Genomic DNA, 13,982 nt, shown 5'->3' on the forward strand with positions numbered 1-13,982 from the left:
GGCCTTCTCCGGGGGGAGGGCTGGAGCGTGCGCTATGATTCGGGCGTGGTGGTGTACCGCCACGGGCCCGAGGGGGCGTGGCGACCGCCGCTGCTGGTGGCCCGCGCCGCGCTCACCCTGGGCGAGCCCGAGGCGGAGTCGTATTCCCTCAGCCTGCCCATGAATGACTTCGGCCTTCGTCCGGGCCTCACCCTGGCCCTGCAAGGGAGCACGGAGCCCAAGGGCGACGCACGCTCCTGGGGCGTGGACGCGCTCCTGCGCCTGCGCCCGCTGGTGCTCTCAGCCGAGCTCCACCAGGTGGCTTCTCCCCAGGGACACGCGGTGCTCGCCCACGTTCGCGCGGGCCTCAACCTGCCGGGGCCAGGGGCCACGGTGCTCGAGCCGTGGGTGCTGGTGGCGCGAGTCACGGGCGGCGCCCTGGCGGACGCTCCGGGCGGGGCGCGGCTGGATGCCGGGCTTAGCTGGTATCTCCGCCGGCAGGCGCTTCGCGCCACGCTGGGTGGGAGCTGGCGGCCTCCAGGGCACGGCGCGTCCGGCGGTCAACTCGGCCTGTCGCTTCAGCACCGGCGCTAGGTTTGGCGCGATGTAACCTCCTGGCGCCATCCAGGAAGGCATCCTGGTGACTGGGCGTTCTTCCGATGAGGAGGCGAAGGGCGGATGTCGACGCGAACCGATGAGCAGTTGATGGAGGCCGCGCGCGCTGGCGACGACAAGGCCCTGGACGAGGTCCTCGCCCGCCACGAGAAGCAGGTGTACCGCTTTGGCCTGCGCATGTGCGGCTCCGAGGAGGACGCCATGGAGGTCCTCCAGGAGACGCTGTTCTCCGCCTTCCGAGGCATCCACGCGTTCCGGGGGGACGCGGCGCTGTCCACCTGGCTGTACCAGGTGGCCCGCACGCACTGCTTCCGCCTGCGCCGCCGTCGCGTCGGCGCGCCCGAGGACTTCCAGCCGCTCGACTCGCCCGCGGCCACGAACGTCGCGGCGGAGGAGGCGACGCCGGACATGGTCTCCCACGCGCGGCAGATGGGCGAGGTGTTGCAGGCGGCCATCCTCGCGCTGCCGGAGGCGCATCGAGAGGTGCTCATCCTCCGGGACGTGGAGGGGCTCACGGCCGAGGAGGCGGCCAGCGTGGTGGGCATCGAGGTGCGGGCGCTCAAGAGCCGGCTGCACCGCGCGCGGCTCCAGATGCGCGAGCACCTCGCCACCCTTCTGGGGGAGGGCGCCCACGGACAGGGCGCGGGGTGTCCGGAGCTGGCGCAGGAGCTGTCGGAGTTCGCCGCGGAGGAGGTGGACCAGGCCGCCTGTGTGCGCCTGGAGGACCATCTATCCCGCTGCCCCCGTTGCAGCGACGCGTGCGACGCGCTCAAGCGCACGGTGTCCCTGTGCCGGCGCATCCCCGGGGATGAGGTCCCCGCGCCCGTGCGCGCGGCGGTACGGCAGGCGCTGTCACGCGCGCTGCCCGCCTGAGCCCGCTCGCCTTGGCGCACCGGGAGCCCCGGGGGCGCGGCCTACGGGGCCGAACGGGCCTCCTCGGCGGCGGGCGCCGCGAGCGCAGCGTAGATGTCGAACCACGCCAGGTACGAACGCCAGGCCGGGTCTCGCAGCTCGACCAGGGTGCGGCGCGCCTTGCCCAGTCGCTGAGGCACGTCGAAGGGCAAGCCTCCGTCGCCCTTCACATTCAACTGGGCCGCGAACCAGAGCACGTCCAGTTGCCCCGGATCGACGTTCGCGTGCGTCCGCGCGACCAGCGAGTCGGAGTGCTTCAGCGCCTCGCCCAGCCAGCGCGCCGCCCGTGCCGGGTCCTGCTGGTCCACCGCGTTCTCCGCCAGCCGCAGCTCCGCCAGCGTCACGGCGCGGATGTCCTCATCGCGGTCCAACTGGTCGAACTGATCCAGGTACAGCTTGCGCCGCGTTTCGAGCGCCCGCGCCGCGGCGTCCAGGCGTCCCAGCCGGGTCTCCGCGTTCGCGCGCAGGCCCGAGGCGATGAGGCGGTAGGAGCGCAGGACATGCTCCGGCGTGGAGTGGGCCCACTTCAACGCGCTCCGAACACCGGGCGTCGCCAGGTCTCGCTCGACCTGTTCTATGTCCTCCAATGTCCGCTGCGGCTGACCAGCACCCAGCGCCGCGGCGCCGCGCGCCAGCCGCACCACCATCCGGTTGCGCAGGCCCTCTTCGTCCTGGGGGCTCGCTTCCACGAGCGGCAGCTCCCGGTCATAGAGCGTCAGCGCCCGTTCGAAGCGGCCCGCGGCGAGGTTGTAGAGCGCGGCGCGGTCCAGGGCCAGCGGGAGGAACCTGGACAGCCGCTGCGTGGTCTCCACCATGGCCAGGGCCTTGTCCGCCGCCTGGGCCGCGTCAGCCTCACGGTCGACGTGGAGCAGCGCGTGGGCCCGCGCCATGGACACCGCGAGCCCCGCCCAATTGTCCACGTACGGCAGCTTGTCCCGCTGTTCGAGGTAGCCCAGGGCGATGTGGAAGTTGCCCACCTGCGTGTGCAGCAGCCCCAGCGCGCCGAGAATCATGGCCCGGTAGCGGACGTTGTTCCGCATCAGGTCCAGGGCCACCATGTAGTAGCGGTTGGCGCGCTCGGCGGCGGCGGGGTCGTGGTTGCGCAGGAAGTCCTCGTGATGGATGGCGCCCAGGAGCGCCTGCACCACGCGCTGGTTCTTCAGCTCCGGCCACGCGGCACGCAGCTCCCTCACCGCCGAGGTCACGGCCTGCGCATGGGCATCCCCCTCCAACTTGGGGAGCTGGCGCGCGGTGACGTAGGCCTTCACGAAGTGCGCGAGCGGCTTCGCCATGTTCGGAGCAGTGGTGGTGACTTCCTTCTCCACCACATCCGGACTGACGCCGGCTCGCAAGCGCAGGTTCATGGCTTCGACGGCGCTCTCCAGCGAACCGGTCCGCTGCGTCACCAGGTCGAAGTCCGCACGCGCCATGTCCTGGCGTTGCCGCGCCAGCCGCCGGTACGCGCGGCCCATCATTGCGCGGCGAAAGAGCCGCTCGGCGCGGCGTCGCTCCTCGCTCCCCGGTGGCGTGTCGTCGACGTAGACCATCGCCAGCGATTCCATGATGCCATCGGCGCCGAGCCCCGCCGCTCGCTCCACGGCGTCCTGGACCAGGACCCGTCTGCGCAGCGGGTCCTTCTGCTGCCGGTAGAATCCGAGCAGCGCCTCCCGCACGGCACGAGGAGGCCGCTCGCTTCGGAGCGCATTGATGTGGCGGCCCAGCTCCAGCGCGTACGCGTAGGCCGAACCGGCGGGCGCTGTCGTGAGTGCCTGCGCCATCGCTGCGTCCGCCTCGTCGTAGGGGCGTCCCCGGTACAGGGCGCGGACCGCGGCGCGAGCGAAGTCGAGCTGGTCGTCGGCCGGGAAGATGCGGTGCTCGGAGAGCCGCCGGCCCGCTTCAATCAAGGGCTCGCGCTCATCGAGCTTCCGGTACAGCGCGTCCGCTCGCGCGTGGTACGCCTCCAGCACCGCGCGCGGCGTGGTTTCGGCGATTTCGGCCGCCTCCAGCTCCTTCCGGGCCCGCGTGAAGTCACCCGCGTCATCCGCCAGCTCACTGCGCACCACGCGCTGGAAGACAGCGGCCGCGGGGCTGAGCGCGTTCGCGGGATCCAGCGCGGCCATGCGCTTCTGCTCCGCGACACTCAGCTCCTCCACCATGCGGCCCCGCTCGCGCTCCTTCATGGCGCGCCGGTGGTCGATGAGGACGCGGAGCGGTTCCTCCAGGCCCGCGGTGGCGGGGTCGCTCACCGAGCCCAGGTGGCGGGCGTAGAACTCCGCCGCGCTGAAGTCCTCGTAGGCCAGGTGCAGCATGCTCATGCGCATCATCAGCAGGCGGCGAAGCCTGGGCCGCGTCTCGAGCAGCAGCCGGTGGCGATAGAGCAGCAGCTCATCAGCGCGCCGGCCCACCATCCTCAGCTCCTCACTGAGCCGGCGCGCATCCCAGGCACTGGGGACCTGGCCATCCAGCGGCATCTGGTACACGTCCAGGGACTGCGCGCGTGAACAGGTCGCCGCCAGCGACGTGGCCGAGGGCGCCGGGTACTGGCAGTTCCAGGACGCACTGGTGAGCTGGTCCGGATTGGCGGCGGCGGCTTGCTCGGCGGCGTCGTCACGTTCCGTCGCGAAGGGCACCCGGAACAGCACGCCGCTGTCGCTGGCATCGATGACGCCATCCGCATTCGAGTCCGTGAAGAACTGCACCACGTACAGGTAGCGCCCATCCCGGGAGAACGTCGGCTGTCCGGTCTGCCCCGGGATGTCGAGCGACAGCGGGACGGGCTTCGCGCCGGGGGTATCCAGGCGCAGCGCCTCCAGATGGGGCGCGGCGCGCGCGGCGAAGCCGGGTCCCACCTGCCGCACGGAGCGCTCGATGGGGACGTACACCAGCCAGCGCCCATCGGGGGACAGGGTCGGGCTGGTCAGGTTCCGCTCGAGCAGGGGCGTCACGCGCCACTCGTCGCCCAGCTCGACGCGCGACAGGTGGAGGTCGCCCTGGATGGTGGTCCGGCTCACCAGCGCGATGCGCGAGGCGTCCATCCACTCCGCCTGGAGGGCGTTGGCGTCTCCTTCGAGGCACCGGCGCTCTTTCGCGGTGGGCAGCTCGCGCACGCACAGCTGGCCACCGGCCTGGTTGCGGAACGAGATGTAGAGCAGGTGCTTGCCGTCGGGACTGATGCGCGGCCAGGTGACATCCGCGCCTTCGTCGAACAGCCGGCGCTCGCGTCCGCGCTCCAGGTCCTGCGTGAAGATTTCGGTCGCGATGCTGCGGTTGGACGCGAAGATCAACGTGTTCCCGTCAGGCGCCAGTTGCCCCAGGAACTGGTCGCCCACGCCCACGGTGAGCCGGGTGGGCGTGCGCAGTCCTCCATCGTTCTCATCGTCCTGCGCCCAGACGCTCCCCGCGATCAGCGTCACCAGGGCCACGACGCCCCGTCTCCGCCGCGTCAGCACTGCTTCTCTCCCCAGGTCCCATCCTCGGCCTCGACCCAACCGCCGCAGACGACACCCTCCGCGTGCACCTTGTGCCAGTTCCGGCGCAGCGTCTCTTCCGGGACGTCGGGGCGGGCCGACCGCATCCACTTCCAGAGCAGCTGACGGGAGCGATTCACCCGCTCGACCAGGGCCACGTCGTCGGCGGTCATGCGCCCGGCCTGGCAGCGGCGCCGGGATGTCACCAGCAGCCCGTCCCGCCCTTCGCCCACGCAGTGGCGACGGAGCAGGTCGTCAACGCGGTCCGCGGGCGTCCTGCCGATGTTCTCCACCAGCGGCGTGGGCTGGATGCCCAGCTCTTCCAACTGATTGGGGGTGAATGGCACCGGCGTGGGATTCATGCCCGCGCGAGCCAGCCGCTGCTCCACGTCCTTGAACGAGCCCGAGGCCTGTTCCTCGAGCGCCGTCGCGCGGTCCACCATGACGATCTCCGGCGCGCTGATGCACCCGGACGTGGCGAGGGCGGCCCACAGCAGCAACCCACGGTGTTTCATGGCGTGGTCTCCGGAGGAGTCATGGATTTGATGAGCTGGTCGACGATGGGACCCATGGGGATGCCCCGGATTTCGTCGATGCTGAGCAGCTTCGCCAGGCCGCCCATGGTGATGCGCAGGCTGCCGAAGCCGTGGTTGAAGCTCACCCGCACGTGCTCCGGGTAGCCCAGCCGCAAGGCATAGCGGACCCGGTTGGTGGCGGGATTGACATGGCGGGGGTCTTCGATGTCGAGCAGGTCCAGCAGGTGGCGGTTGCCAATGCGCAGAATCTCCGCGCGGCCATTGATGCTGCGGTCCTTCGCGGAGATGACCACGGCGGCATTGCCGTCGAAGGGCTCGCCTCGGGAGGACTGGACGCCGGTGGCTCGCACGCGGGCCTCCAGGGTGGAGTGCTTGCCTTGCCAGTCCAGGAGCCACTGTCCGGTGATGCGCCCACCGCGAACCCCCATCTCCAACTGCGTCATGGAGACGACGTGCTGGTCGATGGACAGGTTCCCCGCCAGGGGCGCGACGGCGACGAGCGGCGTGCTGATGCGTTTGGCGGACACATACCCGCTGCGGGAGAGCAGGGGATGCTGGTCGGCGAAACGAAGCATCGGGTACGGGTTCACGTCGATGTCGCTCAGCAGCCGCAGCTGTCCCTCGCTGAGCTCGAGGTTCTCGGTGAGCGGGACGTTGCCGTCCATCCCTTCAATCTCGAACCCCTGCTCGGGCAGGCGCAGGTTCAAGTCCTGGAGGAGCAGGTTGGAGACGGTCCGGAAGACAGCGAGGTCGGGTGAGCCCACGCGGAAGTCGACGGTGACCTTGCCGCTTCCCTCCAGAATCCCGGGGCGCGCGAGCCTGGCCATGTCCTGCGACAGCTCGCCCCGGAGCCCCAGGCGGCGCCGGTCCTCGCTGAGGTCGAGCCGCCCCCGGACCTTCAAATGGGTGCTGGTCCCCGCGTTGGTCAGTTGGAGCTGGGGAACGTGGATGACGCCCGTGGGCTTGCGCCGCGCGGAGAACGTCGCTTCCACGTCCTGGACTGGATAGGGCAGCGCCGGGTTCTGTTCCAGCGCGCGAAGCTTCAAGTGCTGCTTCAGCTCGATGTCGTCCGCTTCCAGCGCCTCGGTGAAGCTGGCGGTGGTGTCGCTGGTCAGCTCCGAGAAGGACAGCCGCCGATCGCTCATTCCGACCGTGAGCTTTTCCACGCGCAGGTCACTGTGAACGGTTCGCTTGGGACCTTCGACGCGAGACGCCAGCTGCCAATGCAGCGCGGGAACGTTGAGCGACAGGGCGTCCTGCCTCCAGCGCAGGCCCCGCGCGCTCAACACCGCCGTTCCATCGAAGCTGGCGGTACGCGCCGGGTCCGGGGCGAGCCGCGGCGTGCCATCGGCTGTGACACCCGTGAGCACGCCGCGAAGCGTGCCGTGCACCTCGATGCCCACCGCGAGCCGCCCGGCATTCAGCTCCGGGGGCACCTGCGCCATGGCCAGCAAGGGCGCCAGGGGGCCCAGTGGGGGAATGTCGCCCTTCACGTCGATGCGAAGGGCGCGGGCCTTCCGGTCGAACGCCGCCGCGGCGTCCAGCATCACCTTCGGCCCTTCATGACTGGTGAGGCCCAACCGGAACGCGGGCTTCCGGCGATTGAGGTCCAGGGTCAGCGTCTGATGCTGGAGCCCCATGTCCTTCTCACCAGCCCGGAGCCCTTCGATTCGCAGGTCCACGTCGCCCTGGTGGCGCCAGGCGTCACCCCGCGAGCGCATCACTAGGGTGACGTCGCTGGCCGTCACGTTGTCCCACGCGGGCCGTTGCAGCTTCAGCTCCGTGCGGTGCTCCAGCCGTGGCGCGGATGAGAAGAGCGCCTTCACGCTGCCCTTGGAGTCCAGGCTCACACCCAGGTGCCGCCACGGAATGCGCGCGCCGACCGAGTCGGGAATGAAGGGGCGGGCGGCGGCGAGGTCCGGTGTCCGCGCGGCCAGGGTGTAAGACACCGCGTCGGTGTCCTTGGTGGCATCCAGGGACGCCTGCATGCCGCCGACGTCGAGCACGAGCTGCGCGCGGCCTCGGCTGAGCTGGGGCTCGTCGAGCTGCGGGAACGCGTCCGACGCATCGAGCTTCACGCGCACGGGGCCCTTCAGCAGCGTGCGCCCATCCGGCAACGACACATGGAGCGCCCCGACGGGCACGTTCGCGCTCAGTGCGAGGGGAGGCGCTGCCGCCAGCGGCGCGCTGAGCTGGAAGCCCATCCGTTCGGCCTGCGCTCGGAGGTCCGGAGTCCGGAGGTCCAGGGACTCCACCATGCCCGACAGGCTCGCGTTCCCGGCGACCTGGAGTGGGGAGGAGGGCTCTGGGCGGAGCTGATGTCCCTTCACTTCACCGTGGGCCTTTGGAATCCGCAGGGCCGTGGGGCCTCCCACGACGAGCCCATCGATTCCGAACGTCAGCTGCGCGGAGAGCCCCTGCCGCGGATCAGGTGTCGCCACCAGGGTGACGCGTCCTCCGCCGAGCGCCAGCCGGACCGGCTCACCGGCCATCCGGAGCGACGCGACGTCCACGTCCAGGCCCAGTCTGCCGCGAGGCCCCAGTTGAGGCATCGCGCTCAGGGTGACGTCTTGTGCGTCCAGCTTGACCTTGCCGCGCTCGAGCGTGAACGGACGCCATTCGGAAGGGATTGCCGCCAGCAGCCTTCCAAGGTCGATGTCCGCCAGGGCGCGTGTCACGACCGGGGGCGCGTCCGCGGCATCCGGGAGCACGGCCTGGGCCTCGAGCTCCGCGCTGTCCGTCAGCCGGGTGCGCTCCAGCTCCACGGCGATGTGGCGCTTCTCGACATCGAACCGCGCGGCCACCGCGCCGTGAAGCAGCGACCGGACCGAGAAGCGTGGGTCGAAGGTCTGCCGGGTGACATCGAGGTCCACCTGCGCCCGAGCGGCCGAAGCGCCAGCCTCCATCGAAAGGGCGAACGCCAGCTCCGCGAGGGCCGGGGGCGTGGCGGCGCCTTCGTGGCGCAGCTCCAGCGGCAGCGGCGCACCCGCCTGGCCCAGGTTCGCGAAGACCTTCCATTCCCCGTCGTGTTGCTTTGCTTCGACCCGCGCCGCGAGCCCGCCCAGGGACCAGCGCTCGGCGACTTCGCCACGCTGGACGCGGACGTAGCTCAGCGACACGCCCGACACATCGACGTGCCCGACAGGAAGCGGCGCTCCCAGGAGAACGGCGACCTGCTGGGAGGCACTCACCGGCGCTTCAACGCGCGGTGGCTCTGGGGCTTCAGTTCCCGTCAGTCCCGTGAGGGAGGTGGCGCCTGAATCGTCAGCGACCAGGGCGAGCGCCACGTCCCGCACCACCACCCGCTCAATCCGGATGGGGCCGGTCACCAGCGCACGGGGCGACCAGTGCGCCTCCAACGTGCCGACGCGCAGCAGCTCCGGCGCGGCGGTATGGAGCGGAGCGGGTGTCCGCACCACCAGCCCACCCAGCTTCAACCCCGAGAGGAGCTCGACCTGGGCGACCTGGTAGTCCACCTGGAGCCCGGTGGCCGCCTCCACCTCGGAGACAATGGGCTGCTTCAGCCAGGGACTGTCGAGGTTGCGCAACACCACCACGGCAGCGACCAGTGCCAGCGCGGGGAGCACGACCAGGATTGTAAAGACCACGCCCGCGATGATTCGAGCCCACCGCCGGCGAGGCCGTTCAGCTGTGGTGGAATCCATGTGGCCCGGTTGACGCGCGCGGCCATCATGGTCGGGGGCCTGTACGAAGTCGAGGAGACGTTGTGGGCAGGCGGGCAGGCGCGGGGCGGCTGCACGGACGGTGTGGGGGAGGGCCGCCAGGGCTCCCTGGCGGCAAGTCACCGGCTCAAGGCGCCTGCGTCAGTTCCCTCAGTGCGCGCCGGTTGAGCTTGCCGTTGGGAGTCCGGGGCAGCTCGGGCAGCACGCGGACCTCGTCGACAATCATGTAGCGAGGCAACCGCTCCGCGCAGTGCTTCTTCACCTTGAGCAGGGAAGGGGGCTTGCTGGCGCCGCTGACCACGAAGGCCACCAGCCGCGCTTCCAGGCCGGAGCCGGTGGCAATCACGCCCGCCTCGCGGATGTCCGGGTGCGTGAGCAGCGCCGCTTCGATTTCGCCCGCTTCGATGCGGCGCCCGCGCACCTTCAGCATGTTGTCGCGGCGGCCCAGGTATTCGAACGTGCCGTCCGGCAGCTCGCGGCAGCGGTCCCCCGTGGCATACGGCCCGCTCCCGTGGCGAGGCTGGCCCCAGTAGCCCAGCATCACCGTGGGGCCTTCCACCATCAGCTCGCCCACGCCGTCGCCTTCCTCCCGCGCTTCCTCTGAGTCCGGCGGCGGCCGGGCCAGCCACACGCGGTTGCCACAGCTCGCTTGGCCAATGGGCACCGGCTCGGTGCGGTGGGGCGAAATGTCCGTCACCTCATGGAAGGTGCAAACGTTTGTCTCCGTGGGTCCATAGAGGTTGAAGAACCGCGCCTGCCGCAGGTGCTCACGAAGCGGGCGCAGGTGCCGGATGGGGAACGGCTCGCCCGCGAAGAGCACGGCGCGGAAGGGCAGCGCCCCATGCTTCAGCAGCCCGCCTTCCTGCATCATCAGCATCAGCGCCGACGGCACCGAGTACCAACAGGTGAACCGCTCGCGGAGGACCAGCTCCACCAGCTTCTCCGGCGCGAAGGCCAGCGCCTCCGGGATGAGCGTGACGGACGCGCCACCCATGAAGGCCGCGTACAGGTCCAGCACCGAGAGGTCGAAGAAGAACGGCGCGTGGTTGCTGAAGCGGTCCTCCGGCGTGGTGCCCAGGAGCGCATGGCACCACTCGATGAAGGCCATCGCGTTCCGCTGGCTGATGCACACGCCCTTGGGCGTCCCCGTGGAGCCTGACGTGTAGAGGATGTACGCCAGGTCGTGGTCGCCCGAGCCGTGCGGCGGCAGCGGCTCAGACGAGAAGCTGCACAGCCGGTTCCAGCAGATCTCGGGCCCCTTGTCGTCCACCAGCAGGTAGCGCAGCCGGCTCACGCCGGCGTTGTGGAGCTCGGACGCACGCGTGGTGGTGGTCACCATCACGTCAATGCCGCAGTCGTCGAGGATGAGCCGCGTCCGCGTCGCGGGGTTCAGCGGGTCCAGGGGGACGTAGGCGGCGCCCAGCCGGGCAATGCCCTGCATCGCGGCGACGGCGCGCACGGACTTCTCGGTCCACAGCCCCACGCGGTCTCCCTGCTTCACGCCCAGCTCCTGGAGCGCACGGGCGATGCGGTTGGCGAGCGCGTCCAACTGGCCGTAGGTGAGGGTCCCGTCGGGACCCTTGAGGGCGATGGACTCGGGAGCCTTCGCCGCTGCACGGATGACGATTTGGTCGAGTGTCATAGGCCGAGCTGGTTGGCGATGATGTCGCGTTGGATTTCAGAGGTACCGGAGAAGATGGCGCTGGGAATGGCGTCACGCAGCACGCGCTCGATGCCCGTTTCGGCCACGTAGCCCATGCCGCCGTGAATCTGGATGGCGTCCAGGCCGCTCTGGATGGCGGCCTCGCTGATGGCCAGCTTGGCCAGGGACACCTCCATGACGGCGTCCTGGCCCCGGTCCATCTTCCAGCAGGCCTGGTACAGCAGGAGCCGGGACGCCTCCAGCCGCTGCTTCATGTCCGCCAGCTTGTGGGAGATGGCCTGGTTCTTCCCCAGGGCCTTCTTGAACTGCTTGCGGGTCCGGGCGAAGTCCGCCGTCTGTTCGAGCACCCGCTCCATCACGCCCACGTAGGCGGCGAAGAGGCACGCGCGCTCCCACTGCATGGAGCGCTTGAACATCGCCGCGCCCTGGCCCTCCGCACCCAGCCGCGCGGACTCCGGGACACGGCACCCCTCCAGATAGATGGGGGCGATGGGCGACGTGGACAGCCCCATCTTCTCGAAGGCGCGCCCGACGGACAGTCCCGGCGTGTCCTTCTCGATGAGGAAGGCGCTCAGGCCCATGTACCCATGGGCCGGCTGCGTGGCGGCGTAGACGAGGAAGACGTCCGCGGAAGGGCCATTGGTGACGTAGCTCTTGCCACCATCGAGCACGTAGCTGTCGCCGTCCCGCACCGCGCGCGTCTTCAGGGCAAACACATCCGAGCCCGCTTCCGGTTCGGAGATGGCGTTGGCGCCCACCCATTCCCCCGAGCACAGGCGGGGCAGGTACCGGGACTTCTGCGCGTCATCCCCGCTCTCCAGGATGGGCATCACGCAGGCGAAGAGGTGCGCTCCCACGGAGAACACCAGTCCGGTGTCCACGCAGCCACGCCCCAGCGCCTCCATCACCCGCGCGGTGGTCAGTGTGTCCAGCCCCAGTCCGCCATGCGCCGCTGGCACGGGCAGCCCCAGGAAGCCGAACTCACCACAGCGTTGCCACAAATCGCGTGGCAGGGCTTCCTTGCTGGGCCTTGCGGCCTCCGGCAACTGCGCCCGCGCGAAGGCGACGGCACGGTCATAGAGCTCCACCTGCTCGTGAGTCCAACTGAAGTCCATGTTTTCCTGACGTTCCAACGGGTGACAGCAACGAGGGGGCGCGCTTCGAACGCCTTGCGCTCGCGCTGCATGGCCCTCGGAGATGGATGGTGAGACGTGAGAGGAGTCAGGCGAAGTCTCGCGTGCGCGGGAACGCGTCGTCAAGAACCTCGGGGATGGTGGTCGAAAAGTGTGTCTTTTGAGGTGATGCTGGATGGGATTGAAGTGCGGGGTTTGGTAATTCCTATCTGCTGGGTCTGGTCCGGGGTGGACTCAATGAGTTACAAATGGGCGGGGACGCGATTTTCCGCTGCCGCGGAGGACCTGGTCTCGAGGGCCGGCCGCGCACCGTCGAACAGCACGGAAACGGGCTGAAATGAGGCCCATGACCCGCCCCTCCAGACCATGTATTCCGTTTCGTTTCACTACCCATTGCACTGGGTACGGTGTCACTCATTCCCGCTGCGATCGCTCGCGTGAGTGATTCCCAGCCTATGGCCGCGGTAAAATTCTACACGCGGCTGACCTGGTTGAAGTGGCTGAGCACGCATCTCAGACCAGGGTATGGGACAACCTGGTCGGTGATTGACTGGTTTGCTCGTGGGCAGTTTGCTTCGGACATGGAACGTTGCGTCGTTTTGGATTTGCCTGGATTGAGCGCGAGGTATGTCGGCCCCTCGACGCCAAACATGCAGGCATTCGTGGAGCGGGGGCGCATGGTGCGGCTCCAGCCCATCCTGCCGGCGCTGAACTGCACCATGCAGGCGACGTTCCTGACCGGAAGATACCCCAGCGAGCACGGAATCGTCGGAGATGGATGGCTCCATCGGGAGCTGGGAGAGGTCCGCTTCTGGCCCCAGTCCGATGGGCTGGTGCAGACGCCGCAGCTCTGGGACGCCGCCCGCAAGCTCGACCCCAGCTTCACTTGCGCCCGCGTGTGCTGGTTCATGAACATGTATTCGAAGGCGGACTACGCCATCACGCCGCAGCCGTCCTTCACCGCGGACGGGCGGGTGGTGCCTGACGTGTTCACGGAGCCGCTCCACCTGCGCAAGCCGCTCGTCGAGGCGCTGGGGAACTTCCCCGCGTATGACTACTGGGGGCCCCGCTACAGCATCCGCTCCTCGGAGTGGATCGCCGACGTCGCCATGTGGCTGGAGCAGCGGCACGGCCCCACGCTCTCGCTCGTCTTCCTTCCGCACCTGGACTACACGCCGCACACGTTTGGACCGGACGCGAAGGAGATCCACAAGAGCCTCCGGGAGATCGACGACGTCGTCGGGAAGCTGATTGGCTTCTACGAGTCGCGCGGCGTGCGCGTCATCATCCTCTCGGAGTTCGGCGCGGTCCCCGTGTCCCGGGCCGTCCACCTGAACCGCCTCTTTCGCCGCCGAGGGTGGCTGGCGATCCGGGAAGAGGGCGGCCGTGACGTCGTCTATCCCAGCGGCAGTGAGGCGTTCGCCGTCGCGGACATGCAGATCGCGCACATCTATGTCCGGAACCCGGCGCTCCTGGACGAGGTCAAGGCGCTGGTCGAGGCGGAGCCCGGGGTGGCCCAGGTGCTCGATGCCGAGGGCAAGCGCGCCCACCATCTGGACCACCCACGCTCAGGCGAGCTGGTGGCCCTGGCGGAACCGGATGCCTGGTTCACGTACTTCTACTGGCTCGATGACGCGCGTGCGCCGGACTACGCGCGCACCGTCGATATCTACCGCAAGCCAGGCTACGACCCGTTGGAGATGTTCGTGGACCCGAAGCTGGGTCTGCGCATGTTGGAACTGGGGGGCAGTGTCGTGAAGGAGAAGCTGGGCGTACGCTCCCGACTGGAGGTCGTCTCGATGGACGGTTCCCTCCTCAAAGGGGCGCATGGCCTGCCCACCGGCCCGGAGGATGGGCCGGTGCTGCTCACACGACACGGCGAACTGATCGAGGCAGAGACACTCCACGCCACGCAAGTCCACGACCTCATCCTGGCGCACCTGACCAGACAGCAGGCGGCGGCCTGAACGGCTTCCGCGAGCAACCTGAGCGTT

General features: G+C 69.4%; 7 protein-coding genes and 1 pseudogene. 3 read left to right on the forward strand and 5 right to left on the reverse strand.

Annotation, left to right across the window (positions count from 1 at the left end; genetic code table 11):
• Both FMP39_RS10820 and FMP39_RS10825 read left to right on the forward strand, forming a co-directional pair.
• Positions 1–573 (forward strand): annotated as a pseudogene (locus FMP39_RS10820) (hypothetical protein); the annotation flags it as partial.
• A gap of 84 nt (positions 574–657) precedes the next feature.
• Positions 658–1,467, forward strand: coding sequence for a sigma-70 family RNA polymerase sigma factor (locus tag FMP39_RS10825; RefSeq protein ID WP_141589837.1), 810 nt, complete (start codon positions 658–660; stop codon positions 1,465–1,467).
• A gap of 41 nt (positions 1,468–1,508) precedes the next feature.
• Here the strand turns inward: FMP39_RS10825 and FMP39_RS10830 are convergent, their stop codons facing one another.
• From FMP39_RS10830 to FMP39_RS10850, 5 genes are all read right to left on the reverse strand, one after another.
• A complete protein-coding gene (locus FMP39_RS10830) occupies positions 1,509–4,955 on the reverse strand; it encodes a hypothetical protein (RefSeq protein ID WP_228557865.1) in 3,447 nt (1,148 codons plus the stop codon).
• On the reverse strand, positions 4,949–5,488 hold the full coding sequence (locus FMP39_RS10835) for a DUF1318 domain-containing protein (protein ID WP_141589839.1): 540 nt from the start codon (positions 5,486–5,488) through the stop codon (positions 4,949–4,951). The genes FMP39_RS10830 and FMP39_RS10835 overlap by 7 nt, the downstream gene beginning before the upstream one ends.
• Positions 5,485–9,174 (reverse strand): hypothetical protein, encoded by a 3,690-nt coding sequence (locus FMP39_RS10840; protein ID WP_141589840.1) that lies wholly within the window; start codon positions 9,172–9,174, stop codon positions 5,485–5,487. Before FMP39_RS10840 ends, FMP39_RS10835 begins: the two co-directional genes overlap by 4 nt.
• Before the next feature lie 145 nt (positions 9,175–9,319).
• On the reverse strand, positions 9,320–10,834 hold the full coding sequence (locus FMP39_RS10845) for an amino acid adenylation domain-containing protein (protein ID WP_141589841.1): 1,515 nt from the start codon (positions 10,832–10,834) through the stop codon (positions 9,320–9,322).
• Positions 10,831–11,970, reverse strand: a complete 1,140-nt coding sequence (locus FMP39_RS10850; RefSeq protein ID WP_141589842.1) for an acyl-CoA dehydrogenase family protein — start codon at positions 11,968–11,970, stop codon at positions 10,831–10,833. The genes FMP39_RS10845 and FMP39_RS10850 overlap by 4 nt, the downstream gene beginning before the upstream one ends.
• 599 nt (positions 11,971–12,569) lie before the next feature.
• Between FMP39_RS10850 and FMP39_RS10855 the strand changes: the two genes are divergently transcribed.
• The gene (locus tag FMP39_RS10855) at positions 12,570–13,955 is read left to right on the forward strand and encodes an alkaline phosphatase family protein (protein ID WP_141589843.1); all 1,386 of its coding nucleotides are present in this window, start codon (positions 12,570–12,572) and stop codon (positions 13,953–13,955) included.
• The last annotated feature ends 27 nt before the right edge of the window (positions 13,956–13,982 follow it).

It is taken from the genome of Myxococcus sp. AB056 (assembly GCF_006547365.1).
GTDB classification, from domain to species: Bacteria; Myxococcota; Myxococcia; order Myxococcales; family Myxococcaceae; genus Myxococcus; species Myxococcus virescens.